Below are 15,687 nucleotides of genomic sequence, written 5' to 3' on the forward strand. Positions count from 1 at the left end.
GATCCTCACACCGAAATCATGATGCGCCCGGCCCGCCCGGTCGCGAAGGTGCCGACCTGGCGGACCTCCACCGCCACCGTCCGCCCCGCCATGTCGTCGTCGGCGATCATCGTGCCGGCATAGGTCCAGCCGGGCGCGTCCGTCTCGGCGCGCCGCACGATCGCCGCACCGTCCATCACCGCGACCGCATAAAGCTCGCGCTCCTCGCCCAGCGGCGTGTCGCTCCCGCTCAGCCAGCGCCAGCCGTTGCGGCTGCGGCGGGTCCAGCCGATCGTCCACCCGCCCGCACCGTCCGCCTGCGCATGAAGATGGACCGGCGATGGCGGCATCAGCGCCTCTCCAGTCACCGCCATCACCGCCTGCGGCGGCTCGACATCGCCGATGCCGATAGCCGACAGGCGCAGCAGGCTGCCCGGTTCGGCCTGCGTACCCGCCAGCGCCAGCGGCTCGACCAGCCGCTCCTCCTCGATCAGCAGGAAATCCTCGCCCGCCTCATGCGTCGCCATCGCCCATTCGGTCCCGCGCAGCCCGCGCCGCAGTCCGCTCAGCCGATAGCGCCCCGCCCCGATCCGTTCCGCCCTTGCGAACTGGATCAGTTCCCGGCCGGCCAGGCACAGATTCCGCCCCTGCGCCAGCCCGGGCTCGTCGCCCGACAGCAGCGCCATATCCCCGGCCAGCAGCGTCACGGCCAACCTATGCCGCTCGTCGATCAGCGTCGCGCTGCCCGGCGGCAAGGCGTCCTGCGCCGTCCCCATCACGGCGCGCGGCGCGCTCCGCCCGATCGGCGTCGCCTCCCCGCTCTCCCCGATGACGAACAGCGCCGCGCTGCGCCAGCCCGCCCCGCCGCTCGCGGCCGCCACGACCAGCGGTGCGCTCGCCAGCCCCTCCTTCAGCATCGGTATGTCCACCAGCCGCAGGACGGTCGGCCCATGCGGCGCGTCGACCGGCCGCACGATCGCTCCCGAAGAGGCGCCGGCCGGCACGCTGCCGCCTGCGCCAGGGACCCGGCGCAGCGACAGCCGCACCGCCATCGCCTCCCATTCGCGTTCCTCGATCCGCCACAGCCCCGGCACGTCCTCGACCGACACCACCAAGCCGGGCATCAGCGCCAGCGCGCGCCAGTCGCAGCGCAGCGCCATCGTCGCCCGTCCCGTCCAGGCCGCGCCCAGCCGCGCCGCCGCCACCCCCCGCGCCGCATCCGCGCTCATCACCACCGGCAGCTCGACGCCCTGCTCCTGCCGCCCCGGTCCCGGCCGCACCACCCGCTGCACCCCCGCCTGATAGTCGCGCGCCGCGTCATAATGGCGCAGGCTCAGCGCCACCGGCACGCTATCGGCCGCCCCGCCCGATCGTTCGACCGGGTCGACCGCCTGCCCGTTCACCCGCCGCGCCAGCCCCGCCGCGCCGATCTCGCCTTCGGCCGCCATGGCCGTCCCGGTCAGGCGCAGCCCCGCCGCGTCCGACCGCAGCGCCAGCCCATGCGCCTCGACCAGCGGCGCCATCGCCTCGCGCACATCCGCCCCGCTCGCGGCAAAGCCGTCCAGCGCGGCCAGCCCCTCGCCCGCCAGCCGCCCTCCGCTCAGTTCGGCGGCGACCGTGCCGATCTCCACCGCCGTTGCGTCCGCCTCCACCTCGAATGTCAGGGACGGAATGCGGTTGCCATAGTCGGCCAGCGCCAGATCCTCGAACAGCACATAGGCGACGCCGCGATGCGCCGGCGTCAGGGCGATCCCTTCGGCCGACGCGATCAGCGGATCGACCGCCTGGTCTTCCTCGCCCGCATGGACGCGAAACCCCGACAGCTCGGTCTTGAAGTCCCCCGCCGCCCCGCGCAGCAGGTTGCCGTCCGCCCAGATGCGCCTGACGGACCGGATCGGCCGCGCCGACAGCGCCACCGCGAAACTCGCCGAATAGCTGTAGCTGGTGACGCTCGGCCGCCCCTTGCCGCCGCCGCTCTTCGATTTCGTCTCCTTCAGCTCCGTCGCCCAGATCACCGTTCCGGCGACCCGCATCGTCCCGAACAGCCTCGGCACCTGCGTGCCATAGCTCGACGTCTGCAATTGCAGGTCGGCCAGCCGCGCGCCCTCGCGCCCCTTGGGCTTGAACAGGATCTGATTGTCGATGACATTGCCGATCACCGCGCCGATCGCGCCGCCGACCGGCCCGCCGATCGCCGTCCCCACCGCCGTCAGCACCACCGTCGCCATAGCCTTCTCCCCAGCTTCGTCATTGCGGAAATTTCCGGTGGACAAGACGCCCTATTCGAGGCTCCACCACCCGATGACCGGCCATGGCGAAGCTCCCGGCGTCTCGACCACCCGTCCCAGCCCGGCATGGGCGTGGACGAAGCCCTCGCCCGTCCCGATCATCAGATGCAACTGCAACGGCCCCGGCCGCACCAGCGCCAGGTCGCCTGCCCCGCCGCGATCGACCGGCCGCAACCCCGCCGCCCTCAGCCAGGCTTCCGCCCGCCCGACACCCCCGCTGCGCAACCCATAGCCGCAGGGCACGTCCGCCCTGCCGAGCGCCAGCGCCGCCAGCCCCACGCAATCCAGCCCCGCGTCACTCCGCCCGTGCAGCCGGAACGGCACGCCCAGCAAGGCGCGCGCCCGCGCCACCACCGCGCTCATGCGCCGGGATAACGGGTCAGCAGGTCCATTCCCGGCAGATAAGGCTCGCCCCGGAAATTCACCGCATTGCCAAAGCGCCCGGCGCAGGTCGCCAGTTGCCGATCGCACCCTTCGGTCAGCAGCGCCAGCGTCCCCGCCGTCACCGCAAAGGCCGGCGGATCGGCCAAAGTCACCCCGTCCGCGCCATTATCCACCACCGCCTGCACCAGCCCGGCATTGGGTCCGCTGAGCCAGCGCAGCGTGCCGAAGGCATAGACCCCCGCCGCCAGCCCGCTCACCGCCACCTCAGCCGCCTCCACGCCCGCGACCGACACGATCCGCCGCCGCGCCGCCAGATCGACCCGGCACGCCCGATCACCCAGCCGCGCCCGGCAATCGGGCGAGGTGGAGGGCGCGACCGGCGCGCCCAGCACCGCCGCCGCGCCGATCAACTCGGCGGAGAAGCTGCTTCCCTTGCGCGACACCGCGCCGATCTCGCCCGCCGCCAGCAGCAGCCACAGCGCACCCGGTTCCTCCCACTGCGTCAGCCGCAACTCCAGCGCCGCCCCGTCCCATCGCCCCGCCATCAGGTCGCTCTCGCTGATCGCATCACTGCTCAGCGCGCCCGCGACATCGCTATCGTCCCCGTCCAGCCCGATGCCCGATCGCACCGCGGAAGGCGTCATCCCCGGCGCGGCGCGATAGGTCAGGCCGCCCATCTCCAGGTCGCGATCATGGCTGGTCAGGCCGATCGTCACCCCGTCGCGCCGCTCGATCCGCCAGCAAAAGGCCAGCGTGCAGAGCGGCTCGTCCAGCCCCGCGCTCATTCGCGTATCTCCACCAGCGGCACCGACACCGCCTCGCCCGCGGCAAAGGTCGCCCGGTTGATCTCCAGCCGGTCCTCGGCAAAGCGCACCGGCACGTCGAACCGGAAACCGGCGGTCAGCACCACCCCCGCCGCCGGCGCCACGTCGAACGCGATCACCCCCAGCCCCGCATGGCTCCATCCCTCGGTCAGTTCCACACCATCGGCCGCGACCCTGATGCTCCCCGCCACCGGCCGGGTGATGATCCGCGCCTGCGCCTCATCGCCCACGCCATAATGGCGCGTCAGCCGGAATTCGGCGCGCACCCCGTCGCCCACGCCCAGTCGCTGGTCGATCGGCCCCGGCGCCACGCCCGGCGCGCCGCTGCGATCATCATAGGGGTCGGTGAAGCGAAACCCGCGCGCCGCCCCGCGCCGCGCCCGGAAAAATTCGATCAGCGCCGCGATGTCCGCCTCGGATCGCACGCCCGGCCCGGCATCAAAGGACAGCCGCGCATCCGCCCAGTCGCTCGACCGCCTCTCATGGCCGCCCACGCTCTCGACGATCTGCGTCGAAAAGGCTGGCGCCAGGCTCGCCTCGCGCCCGATCGCGATCGGAAACAGCACATCGTCAAAGGCTTGCACATCATCCTCCCCATCCATGCTGAAACAGGTAAAGCCGTCGCGGCACACCTGCGGCAGCGCCCAGACAAAGGTCGCCGCCGTCCCCCGCGCCACCGACGCCTGCGCCGCCGCCGCGATCGAGCGCCATTGCGCGGCCTGTTCCGGCAGCAGCACGAAGCCCGCCAGATAATGCTGCTCCGCAACCGGATAGCCCAGCCGGCCGGTCGCCAGCGCCACGCCCCGCGCGGTCAGGTTCGGCCGCCCCTCCGTCACCCAGTCATAATCTTCCAGCTGCAGCACGTCGAAGGCGGGTGAAGCCCATCCCAGCGGCATGTTCGCCCGCTTGGCCTCGGGCGCGCGCGGATCGAGGATCGTCGGCAGATAAGCCAGCAGATGCGTCACCGCGTCGGGCGCCACCGCCCTGACCGCTGCGCACAAGGCCGTTGTCGAAGCCGCCAGCACGGCCCCCGCCGCATCCAGCAGATCCCGCTGATCGCCATCCAACGCGCCCCACACGCTCGCGATCGAAACCGGCGCCCCGCCAAGCGCCGCCCGCGCCGCATCATCATAGATGCATATCCGCCCATCCCCCGGCATCACCCACCACCAGGGTTCGCCGACCTGGAACAGGATCGGCAGGCCCGCCTCCAAGGCGATGAAAATAAACGCTCCCGCCACCGCCTGCAAATAGCCCATCGCCCCGCCATGCGCCGGCGACAACAGGGTCGAGGGCGGCGACCATCCGGTCAGCGCCGGATCGCCATTTTCCGCCCTTTGCTTCCAGTCGTTCCAGCAATGGGCGTCGAACAATTCATAGGATAGCGACCAGATGACGCCGAACCCCAGCGCCTTCGCCCGCCCTGCAAAATCCCGGTGCCACGCCGCGCAGGGCGCGTTCAGCACCCCGCCCGCCAGACTGACGTACAGCCCCGCACCCAGCCGCTCCAGCCGGAAATAATGGCTCATGCCCACATAATGGTTGATCGCCCCGCGATAGCCCAGCGCGTGGATCGCCGCGACGACCCGCTCGGGCGTCTGGTTGAAACAATCATCATAGCCGGTCGCCATGCTCAGCCCATGTTCGGGCAGCATCACATCGCCCACCGCCAGCACCGAACCCGCGCCGTCGCAGCTTATGTCGCCCAGTTCCGCCCAGCCCTCCTGCGCCGTGGCAAAGGGCGTGTCCCCCTCGTCATAATCAGGCGGCACCAGCGATATGAACATCCGGTCGACATCCCCCGCCCACACCGGGTCGGCATCCTCCGGCAGCTCATATCCGCCCACCAGCGCGGCGAAATCCAGCGTCACCACCGCATCTTCCGGCCCGCCGCTCGCATGGTTCCACAAGCGCACATACCAGGCGCGCGGGTTGCCCGCCTCGTCCCGCCCCTCGATCGTCAGCGTCGGCCCATGCGTCTCGTCCAGTTTGCGCAGGCCCGAAGACCGCCAGCGAAAGGACAGCACGCAATGCCGGAAATCCCGGCTCGTCTCATAGGCAAGCAGGGGATGGCTCCACCGATCCTCCGCTTCCCAGATCAGCCCCGCCAGATCGCCCGACCCGTAAAAGACCGCATCCACCCGCACGGCATCCGGCGCGGTGGTAACGACGTCCGCCATCATCGGCCGGGGAAAATTCACCGTCCAGTGCGTCGCGGCGAAGCGCTTGAGGACGCCCGCCTCCTGCCCCCGCCGCGCATCGGCCAGCCAATAGCCTATAGTCATCGCTCCAGCGCTCCCCTCACCGCCCGCGCGACCTGCCGCGCGCTGCGCGCCAGCAATCGCGGCTCGCTCTCGCCGCCCCGGCCATTCACCGCGATGCTCACCCGCACGTCGCGCGCCCCGCCGCCGTTCGCGACGACCTGCCCGCTCGTCGTCGGCACGAACATCTCCGGCCCGCGCTCGCCGACCATATAGGCCCGCCCCGGTGCCACTGGCCCGCCGGTCGCCCGCCCCGGCAGCCCCAGCGCCGACGACAACACGCTCGTGCCCAGTTGGACCAGCCCGCCGCTCCCGCCGCCCGCCGCCGATTGCAGCGCGCTCGCGGCAATGTCGTTCAGCACGGTGAGCGCGATCCGCTTCAGATCCTCGAAGCCGAACTTGCCCGTCCGCACCGCCCGCAGCAGCCCCTGCTCGATCCGCTGCCCGGCCCGCTCCGCCCCGGTCGCCAGCGGTCCTTCCAGCACGCCCCGCATTGCCTCGACATCGCGGTTCAGCCCCTGCGTATCGGCGCGCACCCGCACCACCAAAGTCTCGATTTCCTCGTCCATCCCCGCCCTCCGAACCTGATGGCCCCTCCCCTTCGGCGGCGGCGTCACGCGCCGCCGCCGAAGGGGAGGGGTGGGGGCGTGCCCCGCACACCCATCTCCTTTGCCTAATCCGGCATCACCCCCATCAACCGCCGCAACTCCGCCCCATCGACGCCCGCCTCGCCCGGCGCCTCCTCGCCCCGCGCCGCGCGCAGCACCGTGGCCAGTTCCGCCGGGGTCGCGCGCCAGAACTCGTCCGGCCGCCAGCCGAGCATCCATCCGGCCACCCCGGCCAGCCGCCCCGCCGCCTCGGCAAAGCGCCTCATTTTCCCGCCAGTATCTGCTGCAATATGGTCTTGAGCACCGGCGTCACCCGCGCCAGCCCGACGGCCAGCACCGCGTCCCCCAGCGCCTCGCGCGTCAACCGCTCCCGATCCACCAGGCAATGCCAGAACAAGCCCACCAGGTCAGCGAGCGACAGCTTCCCGTCCGCCGCCCGCTCGACCAGATCGAAAAGCGGCCCCAGTTCCGCCTCCGCTGCCACCAGAGCCGCGAAACTCGGCCGCAACGCCAGCGCCTCGCCGCCCAGTTCCAGCGCCGTCTCCCCGCGCTCGCGGTTCGTGCCCGGGCTCATTCCGACACCACCGGGCCGGAGCTTTCCAGGCTCAGCGCGTAATTGCGCTCGCCATTATAGTCGCCGGCATAGTCGAGCCGCGTCACCAGGAACCGCCCGCGCATCCGCTCCCCGCTCTCGAAGCTCAGCTCATATTCCGCGATCATGCCCGACAGCGCATGGTTGCGGATGCGGATCTCCGCGTCCGATCCGGTGAACAGCCCCGCAGCCGACACGCTCACCGACCGCACCCCCGCGCCCGACAGCAATTCGCGCCAGCCGCCCGAATCCTTGCTGGTGATGTTCACCGCCTCGCCGTTCACGGACAATTGGGTAGTCCGCATTCCTGCCACCGTTGCATATGTTGCGGGCATGTTTCCATCACCCACCTTCAGCAAAAACGCGCTTCCTTTTTCGACGCCCATGGCGCATTCTCCCTACCTGCGACGCCGACGTCGGAAGCACCCTGCTCCCGCCCGGAAAATCGCGAAAAACAGGAGACTTGGGACGCCTCCTGCGTCACCCGTCTCAACGTGAAAATGGGGTTATGGAGAGGTTTCGATGTTTGTTGCCGCTTCGCTCATGATGATGCTCGCCGCTCCTCCGGCCGCCGACGCCGTCGGCATGGGCCGCAAGGATTTTTCCAAATGCCTCAGCGCCCAGGTCCAGCCCAGCCTGGACAAGCGCCTCTCGGTCGGCGACTTCCAGTCGGCGATGAAGCGCGCGTGCGCCGACAAGGAAGCCGCCTTCCGCGCCGCCATCATCGCCCAGGAAAAGGCTGACGGCATATCGGACAAGGACGCCCAGGCCGACGCCGACGACCAGGTTTCCGAATATGTCGACAAGATCACCGGCGAATATGAGGAAAACAGCCGCCCGAGCTGACCGGGCCATCTCTCCCCCTCCCACGGGGAGAGATACGAAGGCTAGGCAGCTTGCTGCCTAGCCGAAATTGAGAGGGGGCTACGTCCCCTCCCGCACCGCCCGCATCCGGTAATCCACCACCGCCCGCCATCCCGCCGCCGCACCGGCCCGCGCCACGCGCGATCGCAGCAGCCGTGCGCTGACGATCCGCCAGCCATCCTGCGTCCCCGCCGCCCCGATCGCCGGATCGACCCGCGCCATCATGCCCGCCAGCCGCCCCGGCGTCTCGTCCGCCACGACCAGCCCGATGGTCAGCCGCACCTCGCGCCCCTCGACATCCTTCCCGCCCCAGTCCGCGCCCAGGCATTCGCCGACAAAGCCGAAGGGCGCGCCCGCCCGTGCCGGCTCTCCGTCATGGAGGCCGTTGAGCTGATCCATCAGCGCCCCGTCGCCCCGCAACGCCGCGATCACCGCCGCCCGCACCGCCACTTCCGCGCTCATCGCTCTCTCCCTCGCCCTTGGCCAGCCTCGCGCAGCGCCAGCTCGCGCGACCAGCGCGCGGCCAGCCCCGGCCCGGACGCGCGCACATCCTCGCCCTCGACCACCGCCGCGACACCTTCCTCCGCCAGCGCCGCCGCAATCCGCGCACGCCGCCGCGCCGCCCGTTCCTCGACCAGCCGCTCCAGCGCCGCCCTCATGCCAGCCGCATCCGCCGGAACGGCCGCCACAGCGCGCTCACGACGGCCGGCGGCGCGGCGCTCTCGGCGCCACGCGCCAGATAATGGTCCGCCGCCAGACGCACGATCCCCTGCCGCAAAGCCTCCGGCAGCCCGTTCATCTCCCCCGCCATTCCCGCGCGATACTGGACCGCCAGCACACGCCGGTCCCCGGCCCGCGTCGATCGCACCCAGCCGTCCCCTGCCGCATCGATGTCCACGGCATAGGCGTCCACCGGCAGAGCCTCGCTCACTCCGTCGGCATCCACCGCCGCGACGTTCTCGATGCTCAGCACCGGCCGCGCCGACAGCCTTTGCCAGCCGCCGTCGCCCGCCACCGTCTCGCGCGCCGCCCGAGCGACCAGCCACTGGCCGACGAACTGCTCGCACAATGTCGCCGCGCTGCGCAGCAATCCCGCCAGCACCGCATCCTCCCCGCCCGTCTCGATCCGCAGATAGGCCTTCAGTTCCGCCAGCGACGCCGCCAGCGCCCCGCTCTCCGCTTCCGTCCGCATCAGCGCTCCTCCACCCGGATCGTCACCGATCGCTCGTCCATCTGCCCATCGGACAGCGTCACATGATTGGTCAGCCGATAGATCCGCCCCACCAGCCCGCCCGCCAGCCGCGCGCTGCTCCGCTGCGCCTCGAAAGCGCTTTCCTCCACCGCCAGCCCGCCCGCCTCCGCCGGGTCCACCGCCCAACTGCTGGCGACCAGCGTCTGCGCCGCCAGATAGGCGGACCAGTCGATCGCATGGTCGATCCGCGCCTGCGGATCCTTCACGAAAAGGCTCATCTGATCTTGCTCCCCCGTTCCGCGTCCGCCCGGCGCGAAATCGACCGCCGCGCCGTTGGCCGAACACCCCACCGCTCCGCGCGCCAGTCGCCAGCCACCAGCCGGTGTTCCGATCCTCGGTCATCTCCAGCCCCGTGATCGCCACGCCCATTTTCCAGGAAAAAATAAGGGGGAAGGCGCGCAGCCTCCCCCCATCTGGCCGATCAGGTCGCGGCGAACGTCAGCAGCTTGCCGCCGTCTCGTTTACGAGGCGGCAAACTTCAGCAGCTTGATCGCCTCGCTGTTCGCCACGCCACCGCCGATCCGCTTGACCGCGTAGAAATGCACGAACGGCTTGTTGCTGAACGGATCGCGCAGGATGCTGGTGTCGCTGCGCTCGGCGATGACATAGCCCATCTGGAAATTGCCGAAGGCGATCGACAGGCTGTTCGCCGCGATGTCCGGCATGTCCTCCGCCTCGACCACCGGATAGCCCAGCAAGGTCGCGGGCTGCGCGGCCGACAGGCCCGGCTGCCAGATGAACGCGCCGTCGCTCGTCTTCATCTTGCGGATCACCGCCAGCGTCGCCGAATTCATCACGAAGCACGCCCCCTGGCGATAGGGCGCGCGCAGGCTCTGCACCAGGTCGATCAGCTTGTCCTGCGGACTGGTCCCCGGGAAAGCGCCCGCCACTCCCGACGCCACATATTGCAGCGATCCGAAGGCGCGCACGCCGTCCGCCTCGCTCGTCGCGCTATAGGTCAGAAAGCCCTTGGGCTTGTTCGTCCCATTGCCATTGACGAAGGCCGCGCCCTCCGCGACGGCGAACTCGCGGGCGATCTCCCCGGCCAGCCAGCCCTCGACATCGAACTGCGCGTCGTCCAGCATCGCCTGGCTCGCCGCCGGATTGGCGAACAGCTCGCCCGACGGCGGCACGATCTCGTTGAAGACCGGCGTCCCCGTCTCGGCCCGCGCGCCCGTCTCGCTGGCCCAACCCGACACGATCCCGCCTGACGTCACCAGCTTGCGATAGCCCGCCGTGCCCGTCCGCACGACATTGGCGATGCCGCGAATGGGCGAAATGCCTTTAAGCGTCGTGCCGATCAACTGGTCGATCTCGCGCGGCACCGCATAGCCCCCCGCCGCGCCGCTCGCCCCGGAAAAACTCTTCAGCTCCAGCCCCGCTTCCATGCCCTGCCGCAGATAGCGCTCGACGAACGCCCCGCGCGCCGGGTCCACCGCGCCCCCCTTCACCCCGTCCAGCGCCGGCCGCTGCTGCGCCAGCAACGCCCCCTTCAGCGCCGCGACTTCGCTCTCCAGCCCCTCGATCCGCTCCCCCTGCGCCACCATGTCGAAGCTTGCTTCCAGCCCGTCCATCACCTGATCCGTCATGCCCGTCTCCACAAAAAAGGGCGGCCCAACCGGACCGCCCGAACCATTCCTTCTCCCATCGGGAGAAGGGAACGAAACCTTGCCGCAAAGCGGCTAGGCGAAGTCGGATGAGGGCGCCTCCACCCGCAACACCCGCGCCAATGGCTGCATCGGATGCGTGACCAGGCTCACCTCCACCAGCTCCAGCGCCAGCAATTCCCGCGGCCCCGCCCCGCGCGCCGCCTTCACCCGGTATCCGAAACTCAGCCCGTCGAGCGCCCCCTGCTCAAGCGCCGCCGCCGCCTCGCGCCCGACCGCCGTCCTGCGCGACACCCGTCCAATCACGCGCAGCCCGCGCGCATCTTCCCGCGCCGTCTCGATCCGGCCGATCACGCTGCCCGGCCCATGTTGCCACAACAGGGGCACGCCCGCCGCCGCGACAGCGCCAAACGCCCCCGCCCGCACCACGTCGCCACCCCGATCCACCCGATCAAAAATCGCCGCATAGCCGGCAAAGCGAAGCTCGCCGCCTTCCGCCCCATTCGTTCGCTTCGAGCGCAGTCGCGAAGCGCCCGGCACAGGCTCGGCGCTCATGCCTTCACCAGCCCGACAAGGCCCACCTTCACCGCCACCCCCAGCAGCACCAGCGCCATGCCGATCCGCACGACCCAGCCGATCACCGCGCTGCGCGCCGCCTTCTTCGCGTCGCGCCAGGCGGACAGCAGCTCGCGCAATTCCCGCACATCGCCCTCCGCGCGCCGGTCTGAAAGGCCCAGCCGCTCCAGCGCGCGCGCCGCCCCCAGCTCGCTCGCCTCCTCGATCAGCGCGCGGATCATCACCATGTCGCCCCCGCCGGGCAGCCCCGCCCCCTCCGCCTGCGCGACCAGCCGCGCCAGCATCTCCTCTTTCATCGCGCCCTCCTTTTCATCGCCCCGGCACGCGCCTATCTGACGCGTCATGAAGCGCACCCACTGCAAAGCCCTGATCGCCCTCGTCATCGCCGCGCTCGGCCTGGGCGGCTGGTATTTCGGCCTCGACCGTGCCGGCGACTGCTGGGCGAAGGGCGGCCGCTGGAACTGGAACAGCGGCTTCTGCCGCCTCGACAGCCTCGCCCGCCCCTCATGAAGCGCCTGACCGTGCTTCTCGCGCTTGCACTCACGGCAGCAGCCATCTGGCTCTGGCAGAGCGATCGGCTCGCCCAGGACAGCTGCCTCGACAGCGGCGGCCGCTGGTCCCAAGCCCAGGCCACCTGCGAGCATTAGCCGATCCCCAGCATCGCCTTCTTCTCTTCCGCCGACAGAAAATCCGCCGCCGCGACCCGCTCCCACAGCGCCGCCCGCTCGTCCGACAGCGCCGGCACCGCGTCCAGGTCCGGCTCGACCGTCACCCCCGGCCACCAGCCGGCCAGCCCCTGGCTCAACCCCGCGCAGATCTTCGCCACCAGCGGCAGGATCGCCTGCCGCCACAGCGCCTTGTTCGCCTCGCGATAATTGGCGTAGCTATTGTCGCCCGGCAGCCCCATCAGCATCGGCGGCACGCCGAAGGCCAGCGCGATCTCCCGCGCCGCCGCGCTTTTCAGCCCCACGAAATCCATCTCGGCCGGGGTCAGGCTCATCGCCTTCCAGCTGAGGCCGCCTTCCAGCAGCATCGGACGTCCCGCGTTCGCAGCGCCGGCAAAGGCGGCCTCCATCTCGCGCTTCACCCGCTCATATTGCTCGGGCGACAGCACCGATCCGTCGCCCGGCTCATAGACCATCGCGCCGCTCGGCCGCGCCGCATTGTCCAGCAGCGCCTTGTTCCAGACGCTGGCCGCATTGTGGATCGCCACCGCGCCCGCCGCAGCCCCCGCGCAGCCCAGCCCATAATGATCGTCCAGCGGATGCAACGCCTTGATATGCAGAAGGTTCGTCCGCCCCGCGCCATCCTCGGGCGACAGCCGCGTCACGCTCTCGCCCACCCGGTACAGATAGGCCGCCGGCCACCCGCGCGCATCCGCCTCCACGCTGACCCGTTCGGGCCGCAGCGCGAACAGCTCGGCCGGCATCCCGTCCGCCCCGGCGATCAACTGGACATAGCCATTGCCGTGCAGCAGCAGATGGCAGGCCAGAGCCTCGATCAACCCCTGCCCCGCCGAAGCCCGCCCGACCAGCCCCAGCACCCGCGCCTGCTCCTCGACACCGCGCACCTTGATGGCGCACGCCCCCGCGCCCTCGGACACCAGCCGCATCGCCCGCTGCGCCACCGGATTGCCCATCACCCCGCCGCGCAGTTGCGCCTCATAGCTTGCCGGCCATTCGCCGAGCGCCACCGCCCCCGAACCCCAGGCACGCGCCAGCACCGGCCGCGCATCGCCAGATGCGGCCGCCTTCGTCCCGAACCATTTCATATGAGCATCCCCAGAACGCAAAAACCCTCTCCCCGCCGGGGGAGAGGGCTAGTGAAGGTCAGCGGCGAGGCCGCTTACCGAACTCGAAAATCCTTCACCCCTTCCGTTTACCGGAGGAGCAGCGAGACCTGCGCGCGCAGCGCGTCAGTGGCAGCGGGGCAGGCTATCCGCCTCAAGGATTGCGCGCCAGCACCCGGTCGCAAACCATTGCGGCCTCTTTACAAAGACGGTGCAACAATCAAACATCGGGTCATGTGGCCCATCGCACTAAGCCTGCTCGCTCTCGCTCAAACGACAGGGCAGTTGCAAAATTCGGTTAAGGCGAACGCTATACCGCTCGCTCTCTCGACTTCCCAAGATTATAGGCTCGTGGCCCTGCCGCCGGAAGCAGCGGGCTGGGCAACCGTGAAGATCGCGCGACGCGACGGCACCGATCAACTCGATTGCGCGCCCACCGATATTGTCGGGGGAACAGGCATCGCAGTCGCAAGCTGCCGACTCATCATGATGAAACTAGGCTGGATTGCGGCGGTGCGACGCAAAGATGGTACGCCCATGACCGTACCAATCTTTCGCGTACTGTGGGAACCTGCCCCCCCTTCGTTCCAAACCGACTTTGGTGGCGCCACCCCCCTCGCAATGCACGGCAAATCACCTGTCGATGACAAGCTCTCGCGCGAGGCGAATAATCTGCTGAGCCATTACACCACTCGGCTCGACGCCACCGGACGGCCCCGATCCTGTCGCATCACGAAATCGTCAGGCACGCGCAAATATGACGACACTGCGTGTCTAGTCGCGCTGGGTCAGCGATACTTGCCCGCTCTGGACGATCAAGGGCGACCGCGGGAAACAGACATCAGATCCTGGGTCAGTTTTGTAGACCGAGAAAAGCCACCGCGCCCATAGGCCTCAAGGATTGCGCGCCAACACCCGGTCGCAAACCGAATTGGTGCCCTCGCTCTTGCCGATCACCCGGCCCGCCAGCGCACCCGCGCCAGCGCCCAGCAAGGTCTCGCCCAGACTGCCGCCCGCGATCAGTCCAACGCCCGCGCCGCCGGCCGCGCCGATCACCGTGCCCTTGTCGCGCCCCTGCTTGCCCTTGAGCAGGCAGTAGCGCACATCGTCCCGATCACGCGGCGCGGCCCTTGCAACCCGCGCCCGATCCTTGCTGTTGAGGCTGGCCGCCAGAACCGGCGTCGCGGCAACCGACACACCGACGACGGCCGCCAGAATCTTGGCCATCTTCATGACATTCACTCCATCGAAATCTACCGGATCAGAAACGACCTGCGGTCGCCGGGGGTTCCCCTCACATCCCCCGCACCCGCGCCTCGCCGCGTTTCCCCAGCATCAAATCGGTCAGCGCCCACACCAGCGCATCGGCGCGATCGGGCGACCGCCCCGGCCCGACATAGGCTCCCCCCGCCAGCAATCCGCACATCTGGTCCTCCAGCTCGGGGAAAGCGCCGCGATGCGCCACCCGCCCGGCCTCATAGAGCGCCGCCACCGGCTCCGCCCGCGCCGCCTTCCCCCGGCTCGCATGGACCAGCCGCACCGGCATCGTCTCCTCCGCCGCGCGCAGCACGCTCTCCACCATCGCGCCGCCATTATTGGCCTCGGCCACCACCCGGTCGGCGCCATGCACCATCGCCGCCGCCGCGACCGCGCGCGCCCAGCCTTCGGGCCGCTCGCCCGAAACGCTGGCGTCGGCGATCACATAGGCGCGCCCGTCGCCGCCCGTGCCGGCGACAATGATGCCGCACGCATCGCCCCCGGCCGAAGCGGGCGGATCGACCGCCACCACCACGCGTCCCAGCATTCCCGGCACATGCGCCACCCGGCACCGCTCGATCAGATCGCGGGTCCACAGCGCGCCCTCCACCTCCTCGATCAGCTCACCATCCAGTTCCTGCCGCCCCAGCCGCGTCCCGCCATAGCTCGCCGCCATGGCGTCGACGAAGCCCGGCGCCAGATTGGCCGCATTGTCCGCCGTCCGCCCCCGCGTCACCACCACATCCGTGCCATCTCTCGCCGCCAGCGCCCGCACCAGCGGCACCGGCCGGGGCGTCGTCGTCGCCAGCACGCGCGGCGCGTCGCCCAGCCGCATCCCCATCATCAGATTATGCCAGGCCGCCTCGCCGCCCGCCCATTTGGCGATCTCGTCGGCCCAGCCATGACTGAACTGCGGCCCGCGCAACGACTCCGGCTCGGCCGCGCCGAACAGCATCGCCACGGCGCCATTGGGCCAGGTCAGCTTGCGCAGCGCCGGCGCATAGACCGGCCGCGCCCACCATGGCGCGACGGATAGCAGCCCCGACGCCCCTTCCACCATCACGCTGCGCGCCTCGCCCAGCGTCGCGCCGACCAGCGCGATCCGCGCGGCGGGATCGCCTTCCGCGATCGCCCGCACCCATTCCGCCCCTGCGCGCGTCTTGCCAAAGCCGCGCCCCGCCATCATCAGCCAGATGCGCCAGTCGCCCGCCGGCGGCAGTTGCCCCGGCCGCGCCAGATAGGCCCATTCCCGCTCCAGCCGCTCGGCCGCCGCCTGCGTCAGCCGCGCGCGCAGCCGCGCCCACGCCGTCCGGTCCTCGCCGGCCAGCCATTCCCGATCCGAAAGCATGTTGACCCCGCCTCTGAATGTTCGATCCGGGATTGGCGGAGGGTCAGGTCAGGTGGCC

General features: G+C 70.3%; 20 protein-coding genes. 2 read left to right on the forward strand and 18 right to left on the reverse strand.

The window, feature by feature from the left end; translation table 11 throughout:
- Positions 1-5: 5 nt before the first annotated feature.
- The 8 genes from K3M67_RS09545 to K3M67_RS09580 form a co-directional block, all read right to left on the reverse strand.
- Positions 6-2,207 (reverse strand): phage tail protein, encoded by a 2,202-nt coding sequence (locus K3M67_RS09545; RefSeq protein WP_285831361.1) that lies wholly within the window; start codon positions 2,205-2,207, stop codon positions 6-8.
- A gap of 51 nt (positions 2,208-2,258) precedes the next feature.
- Positions 2,259-2,630: an NlpC/P60 family protein gene (locus K3M67_RS09550; protein ID WP_198162981.1), complete on the reverse strand. Its 372-nt coding sequence runs from the start codon at positions 2,628-2,630 to the stop codon at positions 2,259-2,261.
- Positions 2,627-3,436, reverse strand: coding sequence for a phage/gene transfer agent baseplate hub protein (locus K3M67_RS09555; RefSeq protein ID WP_066862661.1), 810 nt, complete (start codon positions 3,434-3,436; stop codon positions 2,627-2,629). The genes K3M67_RS09550 and K3M67_RS09555 overlap by 4 nt, the downstream gene beginning before the upstream one ends.
- Positions 3,433-5,760 carry a DUF2460 domain-containing protein gene (locus tag K3M67_RS09560; protein ID WP_285831362.1) on the reverse strand — a complete coding sequence of 776 codons (2,328 nt, stop codon included), beginning with the start codon at positions 5,758-5,760 and terminating at the stop codon, positions 3,433-3,435. The genes K3M67_RS09555 and K3M67_RS09560 overlap by 4 nt, the downstream gene beginning before the upstream one ends.
- Positions 5,757-6,305, reverse strand: a complete 549-nt coding sequence (locus K3M67_RS09565) for a tail tape measure protein (protein ID WP_066862656.1) — start codon at positions 6,303-6,305, stop codon at positions 5,757-5,759. The genes K3M67_RS09560 and K3M67_RS09565 overlap by 4 nt, the downstream gene beginning before the upstream one ends.
- A 104-nt stretch (positions 6,306-6,409) precedes the next feature.
- Positions 6,410-6,610 carry a phage tail assembly chaperone gene (locus tag K3M67_RS09570; protein ID WP_066862654.1) on the reverse strand — a complete coding sequence of 67 codons (201 nt, stop codon included), beginning with the start codon at positions 6,608-6,610 and terminating at the stop codon, positions 6,410-6,412.
- Positions 6,607-6,918 carry a GTA-gp10 family protein gene (locus K3M67_RS09575; protein WP_066862651.1) on the reverse strand — a complete coding sequence of 104 codons (312 nt, stop codon included), beginning with the start codon at positions 6,916-6,918 and terminating at the stop codon, positions 6,607-6,609. Before K3M67_RS09575 ends, K3M67_RS09570 begins: the two co-directional genes overlap by 4 nt.
- The gene (locus K3M67_RS09580) at positions 6,915-7,322 is read right to left on the reverse strand and encodes a phage tail tube protein (protein ID WP_066862648.1); all 408 of its coding nucleotides are present in this window, start codon (positions 7,320-7,322) and stop codon (positions 6,915-6,917) included. The genes K3M67_RS09575 and K3M67_RS09580 overlap by 4 nt, the downstream gene beginning before the upstream one ends.
- 136 nt (positions 7,323-7,458) lie before the next feature.
- Here K3M67_RS09580 and K3M67_RS09585 point away from each other — a divergent pair, with 136 nt between their 5' ends.
- Positions 7,459-7,782: a hypothetical protein gene (locus K3M67_RS09585; protein WP_066862644.1), complete on the forward strand. Its 324-nt coding sequence runs from the start codon at positions 7,459-7,461 to the stop codon at positions 7,780-7,782.
- A 78-nt stretch (positions 7,783-7,860) separates the two neighbouring features.
- Here the strand turns inward: K3M67_RS09585 and gp17 are convergent, their stop codons facing one another.
- The 7 genes from gp17 to K3M67_RS09620 form a co-directional block, all read right to left on the reverse strand.
- On the reverse strand, positions 7,861-8,262 hold the full coding sequence (gene gp17 / locus K3M67_RS09590) for a tail completion protein gp17 (RefSeq protein WP_066862641.1): 402 nt from the start codon (positions 8,260-8,262) through the stop codon (positions 7,861-7,863).
- A complete protein-coding gene (locus tag K3M67_RS09595) occupies positions 8,259-8,459 on the reverse strand; it encodes a hypothetical protein (protein WP_285831363.1) in 201 nt (66 codons plus the stop codon). The genes gp17 and K3M67_RS09595 overlap by 4 nt, the downstream gene beginning before the upstream one ends.
- Complete coding sequence (locus tag K3M67_RS09600) at positions 8,456-8,992, reverse strand: head-tail connector protein (protein ID WP_066862635.1); 537 nt, start codon at positions 8,990-8,992, stop codon at positions 8,456-8,458. The genes K3M67_RS09595 and K3M67_RS09600 overlap by 4 nt, the downstream gene beginning before the upstream one ends.
- Entirely contained in the window at positions 8,992-9,270 is a 279-nt protein-coding gene (locus K3M67_RS09605; RefSeq protein WP_066862632.1) for a phage fiber-tail adaptor protein, read from the reverse strand. The genes K3M67_RS09600 and K3M67_RS09605 overlap by 1 nt, the downstream gene beginning before the upstream one ends.
- 243 nt (positions 9,271-9,513) lie before the next feature.
- Positions 9,514-10,641, reverse strand: coding sequence for a phage major capsid protein (locus K3M67_RS09610; protein ID WP_285831364.1), 1,128 nt, complete (start codon positions 10,639-10,641; stop codon positions 9,514-9,516).
- Positions 10,642-10,734: 93 nt separating this feature from the next.
- Positions 10,735-11,214, reverse strand: coding sequence for an HK97 family phage prohead protease (locus K3M67_RS09615; RefSeq protein ID WP_084439207.1), 480 nt, complete (start codon positions 11,212-11,214; stop codon positions 10,735-10,737).
- Positions 11,211-11,531: a DUF6127 family protein gene (locus K3M67_RS09620; protein ID WP_285831365.1), complete on the reverse strand. Its 321-nt coding sequence runs from the start codon at positions 11,529-11,531 to the stop codon at positions 11,211-11,213. The genes K3M67_RS09615 and K3M67_RS09620 overlap by 4 nt, the downstream gene beginning before the upstream one ends.
- Positions 11,532-11,577: 46 nt before the next feature.
- Here K3M67_RS09620 and K3M67_RS09625 point away from each other — a divergent pair, with 46 nt between their 5' ends.
- Complete coding sequence (locus K3M67_RS09625) at positions 11,578-11,745, forward strand: hypothetical protein (RefSeq protein WP_285831366.1); 168 nt, start codon at positions 11,578-11,580, stop codon at positions 11,743-11,745.
- Positions 11,746-11,878: 133 nt separating this feature from the next.
- Here the strand turns inward: K3M67_RS09625 and K3M67_RS09630 are convergent, their stop codons facing one another.
- From K3M67_RS09630 to K3M67_RS09640, 3 genes are all read right to left on the reverse strand, one after another.
- The gene (locus K3M67_RS09630) at positions 11,879-13,006 is read right to left on the reverse strand and encodes a phage portal protein (RefSeq protein ID WP_066862629.1); all 1,128 of its coding nucleotides are present in this window, start codon (positions 13,004-13,006) and stop codon (positions 11,879-11,881) included.
- A 912-nt stretch (positions 13,007-13,918) separates the two neighbouring features.
- Positions 13,919-14,257 (reverse strand): YMGG-like glycine zipper-containing protein, encoded by a 339-nt coding sequence (locus K3M67_RS09635; protein ID WP_066862627.1) that lies wholly within the window; start codon positions 14,255-14,257, stop codon positions 13,919-13,921.
- Positions 14,258-14,318: 61 nt separating this feature from the next.
- Positions 14,319-15,629: a DNA-packaging protein gene (locus K3M67_RS09640; protein ID WP_066862624.1), complete on the reverse strand. Its 1,311-nt coding sequence runs from the start codon at positions 15,627-15,629 to the stop codon at positions 14,319-14,321.
- Between the last annotated feature and the right edge of the window lie 58 nt (positions 15,630-15,687).

The sequence above is a fragment of the Sphingobium sp. V4 genome (assembly GCF_029590555.1).
Lineage (GTDB): Bacteria > Pseudomonadota > Alphaproteobacteria > Sphingomonadales > Sphingomonadaceae > Sphingobium.

Bases quoted from the DNA above. Each gene is read 5' to 3' on its own strand.
- gp17 (WP_066862641.1), bottom strand. From the start codon at position 8,262: ATGAGCGCGGAAGTGGCGGTGCGGGCGGCGGTGATCGCGGCGTTGCGG.
- K3M67_RS09580 (WP_066862648.1), bottom strand. From the start codon at position 7,322: ATGGGCGTCGAAAAAGGAAGCGCGTTTTTGCTGAAGGTGGGTGATGGA.
- K3M67_RS09610 (WP_285831364.1), bottom strand. From the start codon at position 10,641: ATGACGGATCAGGTGATGGACGGGCTGGAAGCAAGCTTCGACATGGTG.
- K3M67_RS09545 (WP_285831361.1), bottom strand. From the start codon at position 2,207: ATGGCGACGGTGGTGCTGACGGCGGTGGGGACGGCGATCGGCGGGCCG.
- K3M67_RS09625 (WP_285831366.1), top strand. From the start codon at position 11,578: ATGAAGCGCACCCACTGCAAAGCCCTGATCGCCCTCGTCATCGCCGCG.
- K3M67_RS09565 (WP_066862656.1), bottom strand. From the start codon at position 6,305: ATGGACGAGGAAATCGAGACTTTGGTGGTGCGGGTGCGCGCCGATACG.
- K3M67_RS09600 (WP_066862635.1), bottom strand. From the start codon at position 8,992: ATGCGGACGGAAGCGGAGAGCGGGGCGCTGGCGGCGTCGCTGGCGGAA.
- K3M67_RS09550 (WP_198162981.1), bottom strand. From the start codon at position 2,630: ATGAGCGCGGTGGTGGCGCGGGCGCGCGCCTTGCTGGGCGTGCCGTTC.
- K3M67_RS09560 (WP_285831362.1), bottom strand. From the start codon at position 5,760: ATGACTATAGGCTATTGGCTGGCCGATGCGCGGCGGGGGCAGGAGGCG.
- K3M67_RS09635 (WP_066862627.1), bottom strand. From the start codon at position 14,257: ATGAAGATGGCCAAGATTCTGGCGGCCGTCGTCGGTGTGTCGGTTGCC.
- K3M67_RS09570 (WP_066862654.1), bottom strand. From the start codon at position 6,610: ATGAGGCGCTTTGCCGAGGCGGCGGGGCGGCTGGCCGGGGTGGCCGGA.
- K3M67_RS09620 (WP_285831365.1), bottom strand. From the start codon at position 11,531: ATGAAAGAGGAGATGCTGGCGCGGCTGGTCGCGCAGGCGGAGGGGGCG.
- K3M67_RS09605 (WP_066862632.1), bottom strand. From the start codon at position 9,270: ATGAGCCTTTTCGTGAAGGATCCGCAGGCGCGGATCGACCATGCGATC.
- K3M67_RS09555 (WP_066862661.1), bottom strand. From the start codon at position 3,436: ATGAGCGCGGGGCTGGACGAGCCGCTCTGCACGCTGGCCTTTTGCTGG.
- K3M67_RS09630 (WP_066862629.1), bottom strand. From the start codon at position 13,006: ATGAAATGGTTCGGGACGAAGGCGGCCGCATCTGGCGATGCGCGGCCG.
- K3M67_RS09595 (WP_285831363.1), bottom strand. From the start codon at position 8,459: ATGAGGGCGGCGCTGGAGCGGCTGGTCGAGGAACGGGCGGCGCGGCGG.
- K3M67_RS09640 (WP_066862624.1), bottom strand. From the start codon at position 15,629: ATGCTTTCGGATCGGGAATGGCTGGCCGGCGAGGACCGGACGGCGTGG.
- K3M67_RS09615 (WP_084439207.1), bottom strand. From the start codon at position 11,214: ATGAGCGCCGAGCCTGTGCCGGGCGCTTCGCGACTGCGCTCGAAGCGA.
- K3M67_RS09575 (WP_066862651.1), bottom strand. From the start codon at position 6,918: ATGAGCCCGGGCACGAACCGCGAGCGCGGGGAGACGGCGCTGGAACTG.
- K3M67_RS09585 (WP_066862644.1), top strand. From the start codon at position 7,459: ATGTTTGTTGCCGCTTCGCTCATGATGATGCTCGCCGCTCCTCCGGCC.